Raw genomic sequence first — 20,157 nt, 5'->3', positions numbered from 1 at the left:
GTAGCAAGCGCTTTCTATACGAGAGGACGCTAGCCTGCGGACAGCGGCCGGACAAGAGGGGCGCCGCACGTGACCTCACGGAGGAAAGCGATGACAGTCACCCTGGCGGACGTGGCGGCCCGCGCCCGGGTGTCCCCGGCCACCGTCTCCCGTGTGCTGAACGGCAACTACCCGGTCGCCGCCTCGACCCGGGAGCGGGTCCTGCGTGCGGTGGACGACCTGGACTACGTGCTCAACGGGCCCGCCAGCTCGCTGGCCGCCGCCACCTCCGACCTGGTCGGAATCCTGGTCAACGACATCGCCGACCCCTTCTTCGGGATCATGGCGGGGGCCGCCCAGACCCAGATCGGCGGGCCCGGGGACGGCTCCGGGCGGGCGGGCGGCGAGAAGCTGGCCGTCATCTGCAACACCGGCGGATCCCCCGAGCGCGAGCTCACCTACCTCACCCTCCTCCAGCGCCAGCGCGCCGCCGCCGTCGTCCTCACCGGAGGCGCGGTCGAGTACCCGGAGCACCAGGCCGCGATGGCCGCGAAGCTCGCCAAGATGGCGGACGCCGGCACCCGGATCGTCTTCTGCGGGCGGCCCCCGCTCCCCGAGGGGGACGCGCTCGTCGCCGCGCTCGCCTTCGACAACCGGGGCGGCGGGCGGCGGTTGACCGAGCACCTGATCTCGCTCGGCCACCGCCGGATCGGTTACGTCGCCGGGCCCCCCGAGCGCACCACCACCCGGCACCGGCTGGAAGGCCACCGTGAAGCCCTGCGGGGCGCCGGGCTCGGCGACGCGGAGGCCGGGGACGAGGAGCGGCTCACCGTGCACGGGCCCTACGACCGGCGCTCCGGGTACGAGGCCACCCTCGAAATACTGCGCCGGGACCCGGCCGTGACCGCCGTCGTCGCCGCCAACGACACCGTGGCGCTGGGCGCTTGCGCCGCCGTACGGGACCAGGGGCTGCGCATCCCGCAGGACATCTCGGTGGCGGGCTTCGACGACCTGCCGTTCTCGGTGGACGCCGTACCCGCTCTGACGACCGTACGGCTGCCGCTCTTCGAGGCGGGCGCGCGGGCGGGCCGGCTCGCCATGGGCAAGGAGAACCCGCCGCCCGGCGGAATCGCCACCATCGCCGCCGAGTTGATGATCCGGGGGTCTACGGCTCCGCCCCGGGTGGGGTGAGGCCGCCGGGGTGCTGTTGAGGTGCCGCCGGGATGTCCTTGGGGTGCCGCTGGGGTGGCCTTGGGGTGCCTCCGGGGTGGCGCCCTTGGGTGCCCCTGGGGTGAGGGGTCGTCCAGGGCCAGGTCACCTGGGGTGAGGTCCCCCTGGGTGAGCCCGGCACCCACCCACCCCACCGGTCGGGGGCGAAAGATGGGGGCAACTCCCCCATGCGCCCTGGGAGTCCCCCCGCCAGGATGGTTCGTGAGCGGTCCGGTGGGCCGCTCCCGACCTGGGAGGTGCGGTGGAGAAGGAACTGATCGGCAGCGGCGGTACGGGGGCTGCTGCCCGTCTCGCCCTCCCGGGCACCCACGGGTCCGCCGGCGCGAACGGGTCCGCCCGGCCCGCCGGATCTGTCGGGGCCGCCGTCGCGAACGGGACCTCCACGTCCGCCGCGCCCGCCGCGCCCTCTGCGTCCCCCCAAGCGGCGGTCACCACCGCCGGAGCGGCTCGCACGGACCACACGAACACGGACCACCGGAACACGGGCCACCCGAACAACACGAACCACACGAACACGGACCACGCGCACATGGACCACGCCGACATGGACCACCCGTACGCGGATCACGCCAACGCGAACCACCCGCGTACGAACACCGGCAGCAGCACCCCCGCCCCCACCACCCCCCGCGCCAACCCCTGGTGGCTTCCCGGAGTCGTCGGGGAGCCGCCCATGGGGGAGCCCGACTGGGTCGTCTTCGTCCGGGCCGTCATCGCCGACGCGCCGGCCGAGGCTGTCGTCGCCGGGCGGGAGTACCCGGGGCTCTCCGGATTCGCCCTCGTCGTGGCCCCGTTCGCCGAGCGGGCCGCCGGGCGGCTGCTGACCTCGCCGTCGAACAACGCCGTACGGGCCGGGACCGCCGTCGGGCTCGCCCCCGTACTGGAGGACTTCCGGTCCCACCTGGTCGGCCGGCTGGCCCGGCTCGCGGCGCGGACGCTCGTGCTGGAGCTGCACAAGGCGCGGCGGGCGGGGCGGCTGGCCGGGGAGGGGCCGCAGGAGCGGTTCCGGGACTTCGTGCGGCGGACGGCGGGGCGGGACGGGCTCGCAGCCTTCCTCACCGCCTATCCCGTACTGGCCCGCATCCTGGCCCGGGCGAGTCTGGCCGCCGCCGACGCCTTCACCGAGATGCTCGGGCGGCTCGCCGACGACCGGGAGCTGCTGGCCTCCTCCGGTGTGCTGGGCGACCGGGGGCACGGCGCCTCGCCGGGGACGCTCGCCGCCGGGCGGGGGCCGGGGGCGCTGACCGGGGTCGAGGCCGGGGCGGGGGACAGTCACCGCGGGGGCCGCTCGGTGATGCTGCTGCGGTTCACCGACGGGAGCCGGCTGGTCTACAAGCCGCGCCCGCCGGCGGCGCACCGGCACTTCAACTCCCTCGTGGAATGGTTCGGTTCGCTGCCCGGGACGCCGTCCCTGCGGGCGCTGCGGGTGCTGGACCGGGGTGAGTACGGGTGGGTGGAGTACGTGGAGGAGCGGCCCTGCTCGTCCGCCTCGGACACCCATCTCTTCTACCGGCGCCAGGGCGCGCTGCTGGCCCTGCTCCACCTGCTGGACGGGACCGATCTGCACCAGGAGAACCTGATCGCCTGCGGGCCGCACCCGGTCCTGGTCGATGTGGAGACCCTGTTCCACCCGCCGCTCTCCCAGGCGCACTCCTCCGACCCCGCCGCCCGTGCCCTGCACGCCTCGGTCCACCGGGTCGGGCTGCTGCCCCAGCTGCTGGTCGGCGACGCCGCCGCGCTCGACGTCTCCGCCATCGGCGGCGGCCGGGCCGCCCCCTCCCCCATCGAGACCGCCGACTGGGCGGACGCGGGCACGGACACCATGCGGCTGGTACGGCGCTCCGCGCGGTTCACCGAGTCCGCCAACCGGCCCCGGCTGGAAGGGGTCCCGGCCGATCCGTCCGCGTACACCGACGTTCTGTGCGAGGGGTTCCGCGCCGGATACACCGCCATCAGCGACCATCGCGACGATCTGCTCGGCAAGCGCGGTCTGTTGACGGACTTCGCGCAGGACGAGGTACGGGTCGTGCCCCGGCCGACCTGGACCTACACCACCCTGCTCGACGAGTCGACCCACCCCGACCTGATGCGGGACGCCGCCGAACGCCACCAGGTCCTCTCCCTGCTGCGCACCCCCGCCCTGGGCGTGCCCGCGCTGCCGGGCCTGGAGGACGAGGAGATCGAGGAGCTGTGGGCGGGCGACGTGCCGGTCTTCCTCACCCGGCCCGGCTCCCCGGACCTGTGGAGCGGCACCGGGCGTGAGGTACCGCCCACGCCGGGGCCCACCGGTCTGGCCCGGGTCGAGGCGAAGGTGCGGGCCATGGACACGGTGGACCGCCAGGACCAGGAACGGATCATCCGGGCCGCCATGGTGTCCACCTCCCCCGAACTCCCGCACCGGGCGGAGGGCGGCGCGCGGCCCCGGATGGCCGCGACGGCTCCCGAGCCGGAGCAACTCCTGTCCGCCGCACGGTCGGTGGGCGACCAGCTCGTCTCGCTCGCCTACCGGCACGAGGCCCGCACCAACTGGATCGGCCTGGAACTGCTCGGCGAACGCTACTGGCGGCTCGCGCCGATGGCGGCCGACCTCGCGAGCGGCTACACCGGTCCCGCGCTCTTCCTCGCCCAGCTGGCCGCCCTCACCGGCGCCGACCGGTACGCCGAGGCGGCCCGTGAGGCGCTGACCCCGGTGCCCGGGCTGCTGGACGCGCTGCACGGCCGGGCCGACGACCTCGCGGTGCTGGGCTCGGGGGCCTTCGCGGGCCTCGGCGGCATCGCGTACGCCCTGGCCGAGGTGGGTTCGCTGCTCGGCGACCGTACGGTGCTCGACCTGGCGGGCCCGGCCACCCGGCTGGCCTGCGCGGCGAGCGCTGCCGAGGAGGGGTACGGGGTGCGCGGCGGGGCGGCCGGCGGGCTGGTCTCCCTGCTCGCGGTGCACCGCACCACCGGCCGGGCCGAGGCCTGGCGGGGCGCCGAGCGCTGCGCCGAGCGGATCTCCGTGGCGCCGCACCCGGCGGCCGGGGGCTTCGCCGAGGGGGCCGCGGGCATCGGCTGGGCGCTGCTGCGCTTCGCCGCGGCGGGGGGCGGTGAGCAGTACCGTACGGCGGGACTGCGGGCCCTGCGCCGGGCGACCGTCGAGGTGACGGCGGGCCGGGCCTGGTGCGAGGGGGCCGCCGGGGTGGCCCTCGCGGTCGCGGACAGCCCGGACGCCCTCGTCGACCCCGACCTGTCCGGCTGGCTGGCGGAGCGGGCCGGTGAGCTGGCGGACTGCGCCCCGCTCGCCGACGACAGCCTCTGCCACGGCGAGCTCGGGCTGCTGGAGCTGCTCGGCCACCCGGCCCTGACCGGCGACCGCACCCCGTGGGTGCGCCGGGCCGGGACGCTGCTGGCCGCCGCCGACCGGGAGGGGCCGCGCTGCGGGACCCCCGGCCACGTACCGCACCCGGGGCTGCTCACCGGCCTCTCGGGGATCGGGCACGGACTGCTGCGGGCGGGATTCCCCGACCGGATCGGCTCCGCGCTGCTCCTCAACCCGTCCGCGCCGCTCCTCAACCCCTCATCAGGGGTCGCATGAGAGGCCCTCCCGCAGCCGGCTGCGGGCCCCCTCACCCTTCTCACCCTTAGCCGATTTACCGTCAGAAACCTTTGGTCCAGCGTTCATTCCATTCAGGATTCAGCACCCAGCAGAGAATGAGGCAGAGATGACGCACATCAGCGAATCCGCGATCCAGGGCTCCGGCAACCTCGCCCACGAGGGCGCGTACGACCACCCGGCCGGGCAGATCTCCCTCGGCATCGGCGGCGGGCTGGGGATGCGCAGCAGACTCCTCAGCGCCTCGGAGGGCGAGACCGGCAACACGATCGACCTGCCGTGGACCACGATGATCCCCCTTTAACCGCACCTCGGCCCGCATTGTGGCGCATTGGGCCACTCCCGCATGAGTTACGACTCAAGTAGCCTGCGCCCATGCGAGCCACATCGCCGGTCATCGTCGGGCGGGACGAGGAGATCGGCCTGCTGAGCAGCGCCCTGGACGCCGTGCAACGGCGTTCAGGGCGCGCCTTGTTCTTCCTCGGCGAGGCCGGGATCGGGAAATCCCGGCTGGTGGGTGAAGCCGCCTACCGGGCCTACGGCCTCGGCATGCCCGTGCTGCGCGGCCGGGCCACCTCGACCGGGCTCGTCGTCCCTTTCCGGCCACTCGTGGAGGCGCTCTCCTCCCGCTTCCGGGCCGCCGGCACCCCGACCGATCCCGAGCTCGCCCCGTACCATCCCGCCCTGGCCCGGCTGGTCCCCGAGTGGCGCCAGGAGGCCTCCCCCGGCTACCCGGAGACGGTCGTCGAGCTGGCGGAGGCGCTGCTGCGGCTGCTGTCCGTGCTGGGCCGCGAGTCCGGCTGCGCGATCCTGCTGGAGGACCTCCACGACAGCGACACGGAGACCGTCGCGGTGGTCGAGTACGTCATCGACAACCTCGCCGACCTGCCGATCCTGCTCCTGGGCACGCTGCGCCCGGAGGCGGGGGCCGCGCTCGATCTCGTACGGTCCGCCGAGCGCCGCCAGGCCGCCTCCGTACGGGAGTTGAAGCCGCTGGCCGACGAGCAGATGCGGACCCTGACCGCAGCCTGTCTGGAGGCGGCGCCCGAGGAGATACCCCAGGTGGTGCACCACCGGCTGGCCGAACGGGCGGGTGGAAACCCGTACTTGGTCGAGGTGCTGCTCGCGGATCTGCTGGACACCGGCCAGTTGCGCCGGACGGGGAGCGGCTGGGAGGCGGCCGAGCAGCCCGGCGGGCCGGTCCCCTCGGGCATCGTGCGGACCTGGACCCGAAGACTCGACCGGCTGGACGAGCCGGTCCGGGACCTGTTACTCGCAGCGGCCACCCTGGGTGGCCAGTTCTCGGTCTCCGTCCTCCAGACCGTCACCGGTTTCGAGGACCGGGCCCTCTTCACCCATCTGCGGTCCGCCGTCGAGGCGGGCGTGATCGCCCCCGACGGCGCCGCCCCCGACCGGTACGCCTTCCGCCACTCCCTCACCGCCGAGGCCCTGATCTCCTCGCTCGCCCCGGCCGAGCGCGCCTCGCTCGCCCGCCGCGCCGCCGGGGCCATCGAGCACTCCGGCCACCCGCTCGACGAGGACGGACAGCAGCTCGTCGCCTCCCTGCACCTGGCCGCGGGCAACCGTGCGGGCGCGGCCCTGCGGTTCGCGGAGGCCGGACGGCGGATGCTCGCCTCAGGGGCCCACGGTTCGGCCGTGGTGCTGCTGGAGCGGGCCTGTCCGCTGGCCGCCGACGCCGACCGGGCCGCGATCTCCGAGTCGCTGGCGGTCGCCCGGGCCGAGGGCGGCGACCTGGACGCCGCGCTGGAGCTGGCCGAGTCGCTGCCGCCGGTTCCGGCACGCACCGAGGCCGCCGAGCGGCGCGGCGAAATCCACATCAAGATCGCCTGGGTGGCCGTGATGGCCGAGCGGGCGGCCGACGCGGCCCGCCAGATCGAGGCCGCCCGCACCCTGCTGGGCCAGGATCCGGCGCCCGGCCGCCATGCCGCGCTCACCGTCGCCGACGCCCATCTCGCCCTGCTGCCCGGGCAGGAGCACCGGCGCCCCGGGGAGACCGAGCGGGCCGCCCGCGAGGCCGCGGAGATCGCCGAGGCCGAGGGGCTGCCCGTCGTCGCCTGCCAGGCCTGGCAGTTGCTGGCGCTGCTGCTCCGCGAGAAGGGGTTCGACGAGGCGGACGCCTGCCTGGAGCGGATGCTCGCGCTCTCCACCGATCACGGGCTGCCCGTCTGGCGGGTGGAGGCGCTGGTGCGGCTGGGCGCCAATGCCTTCATGCGGACCGGGGACGCCTCCCGGCTGCGCTCGGCGCGGGCCGCGGCCATCGAGCTCGGTGCGCTGCTGCTGACGCAGACGGTGGACGGGCTGCTCGCCATGAACGCGGTGCTGTGCGCCCGTTGGGACGAGGCGCAGGAGATCATCGACCGTTCGCTGGAGGCCAGTGCCCGGGTCGGCAACCTCTCCGCCCACCGCTATCTGCTCCTCTCCTCCGCCACGATGGCCGCGCACCGGGGGCGGCGGCGGGACATGGACCGTGCGCTGGCCGCGTTCCGGCGGGCGGGCGGTGAGCCGTCGCTGCTCGTGCCGCACCAGTTGGGGCTGTGCAAGGCGATCGGCGCGCTGCTGGAGGAGGACCGGGAGCGGGCGCTCGCGGGGCTGGACGCGGTGCTGGCCTGGGAGCGGGACCACCCCAGCTACTTCTACCTGAGCGGGAGTTACGGGCTGCGCCCCTTCCTGCGGGTGCTCGCGGGGGCAGCGGACCGGGCGGAGTTCGACGCCGTACGCGCCTCCCCCGGGGCCCAACTGGCCTGGAACGGGCAGTTCCTGGAGCTGGCGGAGGCGGTGCTGCTGGGCCGGGAGGGCGACCCGGCCGGAGCGGACCGCCTGGTGGCCTCCTTCGACGCCCGGGCCGTGCCCTTCCCGGTCGCCCGCCACCTCGGGCTGCGCCTGGTCGCGGACGCAGCCGGCGCCGACGGGTGGGGCGAGCCGGTCTCCTGGCTGCGGCGGTCCGAGGAGTTCTTCTACGGGGTCGGGGCGCAGGCGGTCGCCTCGGCGTGCCGGGCGGCGCTGCGGCAGGCGGGGGCGAGCGTCACCCAGCACCGGGGCGGCTGGGACCGCATCCCGCTGCCGCTGCGGACCAGCGGGGTGACCCCGCGCGAGTACGAGGTGTTCGTGCTGCTCCCGGAGCGGCCGGGCAACCAGCAGATCGCGCGGCGGCTGTCGATATCGCCGCGCACGGTGGAGAAGCACATGGCCAGCCTGCTCAGCAAGACGGGCCGGGCGGACCGCTCGGCGCTGTGCGAGTTCGCGGCGGAGTGCGCGGTGGAGCCGGCCTGAGGGGGCGGGGGGCCGGGCCCCTGGAAACGGGGGCCCGGGCGTGCCCTACAACATGGGGGCACGGGGCGCTTTCGGTCGGGTGTGCGGGCGGAACATACGGGCAGTCCCCCGATGTGCGCGGGGCGTGACGGCGGCAGGATCGGAAACGTACGGCAGTCTGCCGCCCGTCCCCGCTTCCGGAGGCCCGCTGATGATCCGACCTCCCGCCCGCCCGGCCCCCGCCGGTACGGTGTACTTCTCGCTGCTCGGCCCGCTCACCGCCGTACGGGACGGCCGCCCGCTCCCGCTCGGCCCGCGCAAACAGCGCCTGGTCCTGGCCACCCTGCTCGCCCGCCCCAACACCCCGGTCCCCGTCGACGTTTTGACGGACGCGGTGTGGCCCGACGACCCTCCCCGCACCGCGCGCAAGAACCTGCAGGTGTACGTGAGCGCCGCCCGCGCCCTGCTCGGCTCCACCGGCGACGAAGGCCGGGACCGGGTGGTCCACGGCTGCGGCGGCTACCGGCTCACCATCGGCGAGGGCGAGCTGGACACCCTGCGCTTCCGCTCGCTGGCCCGCGCCGGGCGGGCCGCCGGTGAGCGCGGCGACCTGCGGACGGCGGCCCGGCTGCTGCGGGAGGCGCTCGACCTGTGGGAGGGGCCGCCGCTGAACGACCTGCGGGACTCCACCGGGGTCGCGGAGGAAGCCGAGCGGCTGGAGGCCCGCTGTCTCACCGTGTACGAGGACTGGGCCGAGACCGAGATCGAGCTCGGCCGGGCCGCCGTCGCGGTGGACGGGCTGCGGGATCTGGTGGAGCGCCACCCGCTGCGGGAGCGGTTGCGGGTGGCCTGGATGAACTCGCTGCACCAGTCCGGGCGGCAGGCCGAGGCGCTGGCAGTCTACGACGACTACCGGCAGCTGCTGGCGCGGGAGTTGGGCCTGGAGCCGAGTCCGGCGATGGCGGCCCTGTACCGGGCGATGCTGGGCCGGGGCCGTACCGCCCGGCCCGCGGCGGCCGGCCGGGAGGCCGCGCACGGTACGGCGCTGCCCGCCGCGCCGAGGGACTTCACCGGCCGCCGCGAGGAGCTGCGGGAGCTGCTGGCGCTGCTGGGCTCGCCGGACGAGCGGGTGGTGGTCGTGTCCGGGCCCGTGGGCTCCGGAAAGTCGGCGCTGGCCCTGCGGGCGGCCCACCTGCTCGACGACGGCTTCCCGGACGGGCGGTTCCACGTCCAGGTCCGGCGGGAGGACGGCTCGGCCCGTACCCCGGCCGAAGTCCTGGGCGAACTGGGGCGGTTGTGCGGGGTGCGGGCGCCGGGGGGTTCGGGGGTCCCGGCGGAGTCGGCCGTAACGGCTGCGTCGGCCGTAACGGCGGAGTCGGCCGTAACGGCGGAGTCGGCCGTAGCGGCTGACTCCGCGTTGCCGGCTGATGCGACGGTGCCTGTCGGGCCGGAGCGCGGTCCGGCCGCCGTCGCCGTGTCACAGGGGGCGGCCGACGCCTGGCAGCGGTGGCTGTCGCTGCACCGGGCGCTGATCGTCCTCGACGACGTACCGGACGAGGCCTTCGTACGGGGGCTGCTGCCCCGGTCCGGCCCGTCCTCGGTGGTGCTCACCGCGCGCGGGCAGCTGGCGGGGCTGGCCCCCGTGCACCGGATCGCTCTGGGCGCCCTGGCGGACGGCGAGGCGCTGGAGCTGCTGGCCAAGCTGATCGGGCCCGGGCGGCTGCGGACCGATCCGGCGGCGGCCCTGCGGATCGTCCGGGCCTGCGGCGCGCTGCCGTTGGCGGTGGGGGTGGGCGGGATGCGGCTGGCGGTCCTGCGCCATCTGCCGCTGGCGGAGTACGCGGACCGGCTCGGCGATCCGTCGGCCGCCCTGGACGAGCTGGTCGCCGGGGACATCTCCGTACGGCTGCGCATGGCGTCCGGATGGCAGGACCTGTCGGCGGACGACCGGCGGGCGCTGGGGCGGCTGGCCGGGCCCGCGCAGGAGGGCGGCGTCACCCTGGACGGGGCGATGGAGGCGCTGGGGTGCGGGGAGCGGGCCGCGATCCGTACCGTCGAGTCGCTGATCGACGCCGGGGCTGTGACCTCGCCGGCCGGGGAGGTCACCGCCCACGCCGCGCTGTACGAAGTGCCGCGGCTGCTCTGTCTGTACGCGCGCGAGCGCGAGGAGGGCCGGTTCAGCCCAGGGTGAGCAGCTCCAGCAGGCCGGGGCCGGAGGTCTCTGACAGGAAGTGCAGGGCCAGCAGCAGTCCCGCCGCGCCCGTCGCCAGGTCGGCGGAGCAGCGGCGCAGCCGTGATCCCGGGACCAGCAGCCGGTCCTCCTGGGCGATCAGGTGCCAGGACAAGTTGCGGGCGGAGGCCAGGACGTCGGGTTCCGTACGGCTCTTCGGCGACAGCTGGCCCGCCGTGGCCATGAGTCCCGCGCGGCCGGTGAACAGGCCCGGCTCGCGGACGAATTCGAGGACGCAGCCCTGCCGCACCCCGGGCAGCAGGGCGGAGAGCGCCGGTGCGGGGCGGCGGGCCAGATACGCCTGGGCCACCAGCGCGACGCCGCCGCTCCCCTGGTCCAGGTAGAGGAAGTGGCGCCGCCCGTCCTTCACCTGGACGGTGCCGCCCGGCATCGTCACACAGTGCCCGGCCTCCCGCTCCAGGGCCCGGCCGGCCGCCCGCAGGAACCGGCCCTCGCCGGTAAGGGCGTGCAGTTCGAGGTGGAGCAGGGCCGCACCGCTCAGCCCGCGCAGCAGCCCCGCCGACGCGGGGGCGGCCAGGCCCGGTACGGAATCGCCTCGCACCAGGCGGTCCAGGTCGTCGGCGGTCCGTACGGCTATCTCCACCAGGTCCTGGTCGACCTTGGCGTCGGGGTCCGGCGCCGCGCCCCCCTCACCGGCCGGCCGGGCCAGGCGCAGGGCGGCGAGCGCGATGCCCGCGCGGCCGGATCTCAGGTCGGCCGAGGCGGACGGGGGCGTGGCGGCGGCCCGTTCGAAGAGTTCCCGGCCCTCCTCCCGCCGGCCCAGCAGGGACAGCACGACCGCCGTGCCCGGCAGCCCGTCGTAAAGGCCGCCGGGGGCGGCGGGGTCGCGGCGCAGGGCGGCTTCGGCGAGCCAGTCGGTCCAGGCGGGCTCGACGGGGGCCCCGACGCGGTGCAGGGCGTACAGCACCCCGGCCGCACCGTGGGCGACATCGATCCCGCCGGTCGCGAAGGCGGCCGGGTCGCCGGGGAAGAGGCGGTCGGTGCGCTCGGGGGCCGCCCCGGCGTGGATGCCCGCGATCAGCCGGGCCCGCAGCTCCGCCCAGTCGGGGGCGGGCCCCTCCAGCAGCGCGGCGATCTCGCTCTCGCCGCCGAAGCGGCTCTCCGCAGCCACCAGCGCGGCGGGGCGCAGGGGTCCCGCGTCGGACGCCAGGCCGTACCGCTGCCGGGCCCACCGCTCCAGGGTGAGGGCCTTGGCCCGGTCGTGCCCGGCCATCTCCATCAGCGGCATCAGCATGGAGAGCCAGGTCGCCCAGAGCGCGTAGGCGTCGGCCTCGGCGCCGGGGGTCCCCGTGGGCGCCTGGAGGCCCGGCGCGCCCGCCACCGGGGTGGCCTGGTCGTCGAGGGCGGTGGCGTACTCGAAGTCGATGAGGACCACCCGGCCGTCGGGGCGGATGATGACGTTGGACGGGTGGAGGTCGCCGAAGCGCAGCCCCCGCGCGTGGATCGCTGCCAGCGCCTGCGTGAGCCGCTCGGTCACGGAGTCCACCCAGGCGGTGTACGTGGCGAGTTCGGCGGCCGTGCCCGAGCCATGGAGGAGGGCGAAGCGGCCGACGATCTCCTCCAGGAGGGTGGCGCCCTCGATGTGCTCCTCGATCAGGAAGTGGTGCTCCCACACGCGTCGTACGCCGTACACCTCGGGCACGCAGTCGAGACCGGCCAGAGCGGTCAGCGCCCGGTGCTCGCGGTGCAGCCGGGTCACCGCGTCGTCGCCCACCGCGTCGAGACCGCAGTGCGGCCGGGCCTCGCGGAGCACCACCCGCCGGCCGGTCTCGCGGTGCCGGGCCAGGTAGATCCCGCCCGCGTTGGAGAACTGGAGGGACTCCGTGATGGTGTACGGGAAGGTGGCGTCCCCGGAGGCGGCGCGGACCGCGAGGTGCGGGCGCAGCACCTCGGGGACGGTGACCCACCGTGGCACCCGGAAGACGACGCCCCGCTCGTCGGGCACCAGCTCGCCCGAGGGGTGGCGCAGCGCGTGCACCCGCTCCCCCTCCGCGTCCAGGCACCAGCGGGCGGTGAACGCTCCGTACCGTACGTAGACGGGGGCGTCGCCGATCCGCAGATCGCTGAGGATGTACGGGCCGCGGCGCCCGGCGAGGGCGTGGGTCAGCTCGTCCAGCACCCGCAGGAAGACGGTCTCGTCCGGCGGGTAGAGCGTGAGGAACTTCCCCGCGCCGGAGCGGGCCATGTACTTGTCGGACATCAGCAGGAGCGCCCGCTCGCTGCGGAGGAACTTGAACGGCACCCCGTGGGCGAGGCAGATCCGGGCGGTGTCGCGCAGGGTCGCCTCGGCCTCCTCCGGGACGGTGGAGACGTGGATCTTCCAGCCCTGCTCGGCGAGTTCACGGCCCTCGGGCAGCAGCGAGGTCCACAGTCCGCCCCGGACCCGGCGCCAGCCCTCGGGGGGCGGGGCGGAGTCCAGCGGATAGCGGGTCTTCTCGTCCGGGAGCCGGGCCGGGGTCTCGTAGTACGTGGGGTCGGCGAGGCAGTAGAGCTGGGTCTGCTGGATACCGGAGACGGACACGGTGTGCCTCCTCAGAGTGCGCCGGGACCGGCGGCGGCGTCGTGGGCGGGCGGGGCTGCTGCGGCGGCGGTACGGGCCGGGGGCTCTTCGGTCGTCTCCGGCCTCTCCGGCCGCTCCGGCCTCTCCGGTGGCGGGGAGGCCCCGGCCCGTACGGCGGAGGACAGCGTCACCACGGCCGCCGACACGGCCAGCACGCAGCCGATGACACCGAAGGCGGAGCGGGTGCCCAGGGTGGCCAGCAGGAGACCGCCCGCGAGCGGCCCGAACGGCTGGACGATCGAGGACAGGAACCCGGCGGCGCTCTGCACCCTCCCGATCCGGTCCTCCGGGGTGACGATCAGCAGGGTCGAGAGGAAGCCGATGCTGGCGATCGTCGACAGGGCCATGCAGAGCGCGCAGAGGACTCCGGCCAGCACCGCGCTGCTGAACCAGGCCAGGACGGCGGCCGTCAGGACGCAGCTCCAGCAGGTGGCGATGATGAGGGCGCGGGCATGGCGGTCCGGTGCGATCTTGGGGGCGAGCAGCGCGCCGGCGAGTGAGCCGGCCGAGACGCAGGTGATGACGAAGCCGCTGCCGAGGCCGGAGGTCCCGTTGTCGGAGAAGACGGCGAGCGCGGTGAAGGTGAGGGCGCCGAACGCGAAGTTCATGCCGAGGCCGAAGACGAGCAACACCGTACGGAGGTAAGGGAGTTGCCAGAGGAAGGTGAGTCCGGCGGTGAGTTCCCGGCGGCTGAACACCGAGCCTGCCCGGGTCTGGGCCGCGGAGCGGGTGCGGACGAGGGCGATGCAGAGCGTCGACAGCAGCAGTCCGAGGAACTGGGCCGCGAAGGGCAGCGCTTCGTGGATGCCGAAGAGCGCGCCGCCGACGAGCGGTCCGGCCATCTTGACCGTGGCGGTGCGCGCCTGGAGCCGTGCGGTGGCCGTGCCCATCTGGTCCGGCGGTACGACCGCGCGCATCAGCCCGAAGGCGGCGGGGGCGTAGACGCTGCTCAGTACGGCTCCCGAGGTCGCGACCAGCAGGACGAGCACCATGGGGGCGTGCCCGTACCAGACCGCGATGGTCAGGGCGGTGACGGCGGCGAGGCTGCCCGCGTCGCACAGCCGCATCAGGCGGCGGCGCTCGACGCGGTCGGCCATGACCCCGCCCGGCAGCATCGTCACCAGCAGGGCGCAGACGGAGACCGTCCCCACGGCGCCGGCCTGTACGGCGGAGCCGGTCGTCCTGAGGATCAGCAGGGGCAGGGCGAGGGCGCTCATCTGGCCGCCCAGCACGGCGAAGAGGCCGCTCAACCAGAGCAGCCGGAAATCCCGGTTGGAGCGGAGCGGCGTTGCCATCGGGGGCTCCCGTCGTTCGTGTTGTTCGGCTTGTTCGGCTTGTTCGTCGTGCTCGCCGGACGCAGGGCGGGGCGGCCTCCGCGGTGCGCGGAGGCCGCCCCGACTCCGGTCGATCAGCCCAGGACGAGGCTCACGGTGCTGACGCAGTTGCCGGGCACGATCTCGCGGTCGATGACACCCGGGGTCTCCTGGAGGTCCAGCACGGAGTGCGCCTCGACCTCGGGGGTCTCGGTCTCGTTGGTGTCGCCGGCCGCGGGCTTGGTGTTCTCGGACATGGTGGTCTCCGTCCACTCGTGTGTGCCGGCCCGGTTCTCGTGGCGTGTGCCGCGGCCCGTTGCCTGCCGTTGCCGAGAAAGTTAGGAGCGCCGGCCTGGGAGACGCTTCGGCTCCGGTATGGGGCCGGTATGGGGCCAGTACGGCGGGGGTTGGTGGCTGCCGCACCGAGCGGCCCGGCGGCTTCCTGGCCTCGCTGACCTGGGCGTATACCGGTCCTGAAGCGATGCCAGACCGCCGGTGAACCGGTACGGCGGAGCCTGGGCGGGTGCGCACCGGCCCCCGAAGTCCGGGCGCGCCCCCAGCCCCCGAAGGAGGCGGCCCGTATGGAACTCGCCGAACTCGTCGGACTCCGGCCCTTCCCGGCCGCCGGTCTGCTGCTCGGCCTCACCCGCCGCTGCCCCCTGCGGTGCGGGCACTGCTCGACCGGGTCGGACCTGACCGTGCGGGAGGAGCCGGACGCCGGTCAACTACTGCGCTTCGTGGGCTCGTTCACCGCCGAGAACCGTCCGGACGTCGTCCTGCTGACGGGCGGGGAGCCGCTGCTCCTGCCCACGCTCGCCGGCGAGCTGGCCTTCCTGGCCCGGCGCGCCGGATCGCGTACGGCGGTGCTGAGCGGGATGTTCTTCGCCCGCTCGAAGGAGATCCCGCCCGCGATCCTGCGCGCGATCGCCCAGGTCGACCACTTCTCCGCGAGCCTGGACGTCCACCACGAGCGGGAGGTGGCGCGCGCGGAGGTGTTCCGGGCCCTGCACCGCATCCGCGATTCGGGGGTCTCCGTCAGCTTCCACCTCACCGGGACCGGCGCCGCCGACCCGTATTTGGCCGACATCACCCGGGCCATCGACAAGGAGTTCGGCGGCCGGGTGCCGTCCCTGGTCAACGAGGTGCGGCCGTTCGGCCGGGCCGCCTCCTGGGCCCGGCCCGCGCGCACCGGCCCCGACCCGTCGGCGGCGGCACCGTGCTCGATGGCCGCCTGGCCGGTGGTCGCGTTCGACGGCACGGTGCTGGCCTGCTGCAACCAGGACACCGTGGACCGGAGGCCCGCCCCGGCCCATCTGGACCTCGGGCACATCGGCTCCGACGACTGGGAGACCGTACGCCGACGGGCCCTGGAATCCCCGGTGTTGCGGATGATCCGTACGGTCGGGCCCACCCATCTCGCCGCCCGCTCCGGCGCCGCGCCCCACCCGGGCTCGTACTGCGACGGGTGCCGGGCGCTGGGCGGCGACGAGGCGGTGGCGGCCGGAGCGCAGGCGGTGGCGGCGGGTCCGGCGGGTGCGCTGCTCGACCTGGCCGCCGCGCAGCGCGGTGCGAGCGGCGGGCCGGAAGGCGTCGTCCGGCGGCACGGCTGCTCGGCGTACGCGCCGCTGGTGGGCGCCGGGGGCGCGCGGTGAGCATCACGTGGACGAGCAGCGAAGCCCCGAACGCCACCACCCGCGAATCGGCTTCGACGCGCCTGCGCACCAAACTGCGGCTGCTGGAGCCGGAGTTCCGGGGCGCCACCACCCATATGTGGCGCCCGGAGGGGCTGTTGCCGCGCTACCGGACGTACCTGTGCACCATGCATGCCGTGATCCGGGCCTCCGTCCCGCTGATGGAACTCGCCCTGCGGCGGACGGCGGAGAGGCCCGGCGACCCGTTGTCGGAGCCGCTGGCCGCCTATCTGGCCGAGCACATCCAGGAGGAGGCCGGGCACGACGCCTGGCTGCTGGAGGATCTGCTCGCGGCGGGCGCCACCCCCGAGGACGCGCTCGGCCCCCAGCCGCCGCCGGACGTGGCAACCCTCGTCGGCCCCGCCTACTACTGGATCGAGCACCACCACCCGGTGGCCCTGCTCGGCTACATCGCGGTGCTGGAGGGGTACGCGCCCGCCCCCGGGCTGACCGACCGCATCAGCCGACTGACCGGGCTTCCCGACGCCGCCCTGCGGACCGTACGCGAACACGCGGCGCTCGACACGGGCCATCTGGACGAGTTGCACGCGCTGCTGGACCGGCTGCCGCTGACCCGGGACCAGGAAGCGGCCGTCGCGGTCAGCGCGCTGCACTCCCTCGACGCGCTCACCCGGCTGTTCGTCCGGCTCGGGCGCTCCGCACCGGCGCCGTCGCTGCGGGGAGCCGGACCCACCCCACCGACGGGAGTCACCCGATGACCGGACCACCTGCACACTCCTCCGATCAGCCCGAACAGCTGCCAGTGGAAACGGTGTTGCACGAAGCGGGCTTCCCCGTGGACCTGCTCACCGAGGAGCAGCGCGTGGTGCTGAGCGAGCTGACACCGCAGGAGCTCACCCTGCTGCTCGACGTCAAGAACCGGCTGGACGCGGTGGGCCCCGAGGTCCAGGCCCACGGCGAGATCGCGGGCGGCGCGCTGTTCTAGGGGCTTCCCGGGCACCCCCGGGAGCGCCCGCGCCAGGACGGGGGTCCGGCGCGTGCGCTCCCGGGACCGATCAGCCACCGCCCCTCCGTTCGAGGAGAGCCCTCCTTCCGGGGCGAGTTGGACCAGGAGAGTTGAGGACCCGCCATGACCTGCCCCTCGTGCCGACAGGAGCTTCCCTCCACGGCCCGGTTCTGCTCGTCCTGCGGGACGCCGTGCGCCGGTCCGGCGGCAGCCCCCGCCCCCGCCCCCGTCGCGCCGCCCGCCGAGGACGAACGCAAGCCGGTCACCGTACTGTTCTGCGATCTCGTGGGCTCGACCGCCCTGTCGGGGGTGCTGGACCCGGAGACCCTTCGGGCGGTGACCCTGCGGTACTTCGAGGCGATGAGCGCGCAGATCGTGGCGCGCGGCGGCACCCCGGAGAAGTTCATCGGGGACGCGGTCATGGCGGTGTTCGGCGTGCCGGTGGTCCGGGAGGACGACGCCCGGCGGGCCCTGGCGGCGGCGCTCGGGATGCGCCGGGCGCTGGACGCCCTCAACGAGGAGCTGTACGCCTCGCTCGGCATCCGACTGACGACCCGGGTCGGGGTCAACACCGGTCAGGTGGTCGCGGGTTCGGATGCCACGGCCCGCCAGGCCCTGGTCTCCGGCGAGGTCGTCAACATCGCCGCGCGCCTTGAGCAGAACGCGGGCCCGGGCGAGATCCTCATCGGTCCGCAGACCCTCCTCGCCGCCGGCCCCACGGTGACGGCCGAGCCCACCGGCCCCCTCCAGCTCAAGGGCAAGCGCGACAGCGTGGAGGCGTACCGGCTGCTGGCGCTGGGGGCGGACGACCCGGAGCTGCTGCGCCGCTTCGACGCGCCGTTCGTCGGCCGCACCGCCGAACTGGACGCTCTGGGGCGGTCGTTGGACGAGACCGTACGGGAGGACCGGCCCGGTCTGCTGCGGGTGACCGGCGAGGCGGGCATCGGCAAGACCCGGCTGGTACGGGAGTGGCTGACGCGCCGGAGCGGCGCGGGCGCCTTCGCGTACGGGGCGGGCCGCTGCCGCACCTACGGGGACCACGGCACGCTGGCGCCGCTCGCCGACGCCGTACGCTCCCTGCTCCCGCACGTCCAGGCCCCTGGGGATGAGGCGACCGACGACGCGATGGCCCTGCTCTCCGGGGGCCTTCTGCGCGACGGCACGCCGAACGCCCCCTTCGAGGACATGTGCGCCGCGCTGACCGTGGTCCTGAAGCGGACCGCCCGGGACCGGCCGGTGGTCCTGGTGTTCGACGACTGGCATGCGGCGGCGCCCCTGCTGGCCCGGACGGTGGACCGGCTGACGGGCGACGCCGGGCCCGCGCGGGTCCTGGTGATCTGCGCGGGCCGCCCGGAAGAGGCACCGGGCACGGGGGCGGCCGACGGGAGGCGGGGCCACCTCCAGCTCACCGGCCTCCCCCGGGAGGAGGCGGCCCGGCTGGCCGCCGGTCTGGCCCGGCTGGACGGCCGCCCCGCCCCGGCCGACGACCGGCTCCTGGCCCGTGCCGAGGGCAACCCGCTCTATCTGGAGCAGCTCCTCGTCGACGACGGGACCGCCACCGCCTCGACCTCGGAAGGGGAGCTGCCGCCCACCCTCCAGGCCTTGCTGGGCGCCCGGATCGGGGCGCTGGCCCGGGCCGAGCGCGGGGTGGTGGACCTGGCGGCCGTGATCGGCCGGGAGTTCGCGGCGGCGGAGCTGGTGCGGCTGGAGCTGTCCGTACGGACGGCCGAGCAGCCCGGGGCCGTCACCGGGCGGGGGCCCGGGGACCGGCGCCGTGTCGACGAGGCGCTCGCCGCGCTGGCCCTGCGGCGCCTGGTGGAGCCCGCGCCGTCCGGGGCCGGGGAGCCGTCGGCGTACCGGTTCAGCAGCGGGCTGGTCCACGAGGTCGCCTACGCCTCGCTCTCCAAGCGGGCCAAGGCGGAGCGCCACGTGTGGGCGGCCGAGCTGCCGAGCGTGCTGCGGACCGGGGACGGCGCGGTCGGGGGCCATCTGGAGCGCGCCTACCGCTACCGCACCGAGCTGGGGCTGCTGGACGACCGGGCCCGGCTGCTGCGGGACCGGGCCGCCGCCGCGCTGGGCCGGGCCGGGGCCCAGGCCGCCGCCCGCTCCGACCTGCACTGGGCGCACGGGCTGCTGGAGCGGGCGGTGGAGCTGCGGCCCGACGCGGCGGGGGCACTGCTGGGGCTCGGCGAGGTACGGGTGGCGCTCGGCCGGGTCGAGCAGGGCGCCGAACTGCTGCGCCATGTACGGGACTTGACCCACGCGCCGGTGGAGGCCGCGCACGCCCGCCTCGCGCTGGCGGTGCTGGACCCGGCGGCGCGCCCCGGCCCCGCCGCCACCGCCCGCGCGGTGCTGCCGGTCTTCGAGGCGGCGGGGGACGCGGCCGGCCGGGCCCGCGCCCACCTCCGCCTCGCCCAGCAGCTCCAGCAGTCGGGCCGCCACGAGGAGGCGGAGCGCGACCACGCGCGGGCCCTGGAGCACGCGGTGGCGGCCGGGGCCGAGCCGGAGCGGGCCGGGGCCCTGGGCGCGATCGGGATCTCGCTCTGGCGCGGGCCCGTCCCGGTGCCGGACGCGGTGGAGCGGTGCCGCGCCCTGCTGGCGGCCCACGGGTCGGGCCGGCCGACGGTCCGGGTCACGCTCAACTGCCCGCTGGCCGTGCTGTACGGGCTCCAGGACCGGGCCGGCGACGCGTACGCGTGCCTGGCGGAGGCGGAACGGCTGGCGGGGAAGCTCGGATTCGCGGAGGCGAAGGTGTTCCTGCCGGTGTTCCGGGCGACCGTGGAGGCGCTGCTCGGCCGGGGCGCGGAGGCCCTGGCCCTGCTGGCCCGGGCGGACGCGGCGGCCCGGCGGATGGGGGCGGCGGGGATGCGGACGGCCGTGGCGCTGGACGCGGCCCGGCTGGAGCTGGACGCGGGGCACCGGAACCGGGCGGCGGGGTGGCTGGCGAGCATCGGCGACGCGTCGGAGCTGAGCCGCGCGGACGCCGTCGACCTGGAGGGGCTACGGGCCCGGCTGGCGGCCCGGACCCGCCCGGACGAGGCGCTGCACCACGCCGAGAGGGCCGTACGCGCATCGCTCCTCACCGACTCACCGCTGGTGCAGGCCGCCGCCGAACTGGACCGGGCCCGCACGCTCGCCGCGCTGGACCGCACCGCTGCCGCCGAGGCGGCGGCCCGGAGCGCCGGGGCGCACTTCGCGGGCAAGGGGCACCTGCCGGGGACCCGCCGGGTGGCGGCCTTCCTCGCGGCACACGCGGGCCCCGCGGCCATGGCCACGACGAGCACGACGAGGGAAGGGAGCTGAC

Annotated in this window: 12 protein-coding genes; 9 read left to right on the top strand and 3 right to left on the bottom strand. The window is 75.6% G+C overall.

What is annotated here, in order from left to right; translation table 11 throughout:
* Positions 1-90 precede the first annotated feature (90 nt).
* From R2B67_RS24390 to R2B67_RS24370, 5 genes are all read left to right on the top strand, one after another.
* Complete coding sequence (locus R2B67_RS24390) at positions 91-1,170, top strand: LacI family DNA-binding transcriptional regulator (RefSeq protein WP_317821047.1); 1,080 nt, start codon at positions 91-93, stop codon at positions 1,168-1,170.
* A gap of 280 nt (positions 1,171-1,450) precedes the next feature.
* Positions 1,451-4,783, top strand: coding sequence for a type 2 lanthipeptide synthetase LanM family protein (locus R2B67_RS24385; protein ID WP_317821046.1), 3,333 nt, complete (start codon positions 1,451-1,453; stop codon positions 4,781-4,783).
* A 127-nt stretch (positions 4,784-4,910) separates the two neighbouring features.
* A complete protein-coding gene (locus R2B67_RS24380) occupies positions 4,911-5,105 on the top strand; it encodes a hypothetical protein (RefSeq protein WP_018511314.1) in 195 nt (64 codons plus the stop codon).
* 71 nt (positions 5,106-5,176) lie between these two features.
* A complete protein-coding gene (locus R2B67_RS24375) occupies positions 5,177-8,092 on the top strand; it encodes a helix-turn-helix transcriptional regulator (RefSeq protein ID WP_317821045.1) in 2,916 nt (971 codons plus the stop codon).
* Positions 8,093-8,282: 190 nt separating this feature from the next.
* On the top strand, positions 8,283-10,262 hold the full coding sequence (locus R2B67_RS24370) for an AfsR/SARP family transcriptional regulator (RefSeq protein WP_317821044.1): 1,980 nt from the start codon (positions 8,283-8,285) through the stop codon (positions 10,260-10,262).
* Here R2B67_RS24370 and lanKC read toward each other — a convergent pair.
* From lanKC to R2B67_RS24355, 3 genes are all read right to left on the bottom strand, one after another.
* Positions 10,249-12,843, bottom strand: coding sequence for a class III lanthionine synthetase LanKC (gene lanKC, locus R2B67_RS24365; RefSeq protein WP_317821043.1), 2,595 nt, complete (start codon positions 12,841-12,843; stop codon positions 10,249-10,251). The two genes, R2B67_RS24370 and lanKC, sit on opposite strands and share 14 nt — an antisense overlap.
* An 11-nt stretch (positions 12,844-12,854) precedes the next feature.
* On the bottom strand, positions 12,855-14,177 hold the full coding sequence (locus R2B67_RS24360; protein WP_317821039.1) for an MFS transporter: 1,323 nt from the start codon (positions 14,175-14,177) through the stop codon (positions 12,855-12,857).
* 113 nt (positions 14,178-14,290) lie between these two features.
* Positions 14,291-14,452: a hypothetical protein gene (locus tag R2B67_RS24355; RefSeq protein ID WP_237325954.1), complete on the bottom strand. Its 162-nt coding sequence runs from the start codon at positions 14,450-14,452 to the stop codon at positions 14,291-14,293.
* 324 nt (positions 14,453-14,776) lie between these two features.
* On the opposite strand from R2B67_RS24355, the gene R2B67_RS24350 reads away from it, so the two are divergent.
* The 4 genes from R2B67_RS24350 (at position 14,777) to R2B67_RS24335 (ending at position 20,156) form a co-directional block, all read left to right on the top strand.
* On the top strand, positions 14,777-15,847 hold the full coding sequence (locus tag R2B67_RS24350; RefSeq protein WP_317821038.1) for a radical SAM protein: 1,071 nt from the start codon (positions 14,777-14,779) through the stop codon (positions 15,845-15,847).
* The gene (locus R2B67_RS24345) at positions 15,844-16,605 is read left to right on the top strand and encodes an iron-containing redox enzyme family protein (RefSeq protein ID WP_317821037.1); all 762 of its coding nucleotides are present in this window, start codon (positions 15,844-15,846) and stop codon (positions 16,603-16,605) included. The genes R2B67_RS24350 and R2B67_RS24345 overlap by 4 nt, the downstream gene beginning before the upstream one ends.
* A complete protein-coding gene (locus R2B67_RS24340; RefSeq protein ID WP_317821036.1) occupies positions 16,602-16,832 on the top strand; it encodes an aroma-sacti cluster domain-containing protein in 231 nt (76 codons plus the stop codon). Before R2B67_RS24345 ends, R2B67_RS24340 begins: the two co-directional genes overlap by 4 nt.
* A 144-nt stretch (positions 16,833-16,976) precedes the next feature.
* Positions 16,977-20,156, top strand: coding sequence for an adenylate/guanylate cyclase domain-containing protein (locus tag R2B67_RS24335; protein WP_317821035.1), 3,180 nt, complete (start codon positions 16,977-16,979; stop codon positions 20,154-20,156).
* Position 20,157: the final 1 nt, after the last annotated feature.

This window comes from Streptomyces cyaneofuscatus, from assembly GCF_033109485.1.
In the GTDB taxonomy this organism is placed as follows: domain Bacteria; phylum Actinomycetota; class Actinomycetes; order Streptomycetales; family Streptomycetaceae; genus Streptomyces; species Streptomyces cyaneofuscatus.
Note: the sequence above shows the minus strand (reverse complement) of the source record. Positions and strands in the feature narration are given on the sequence as shown.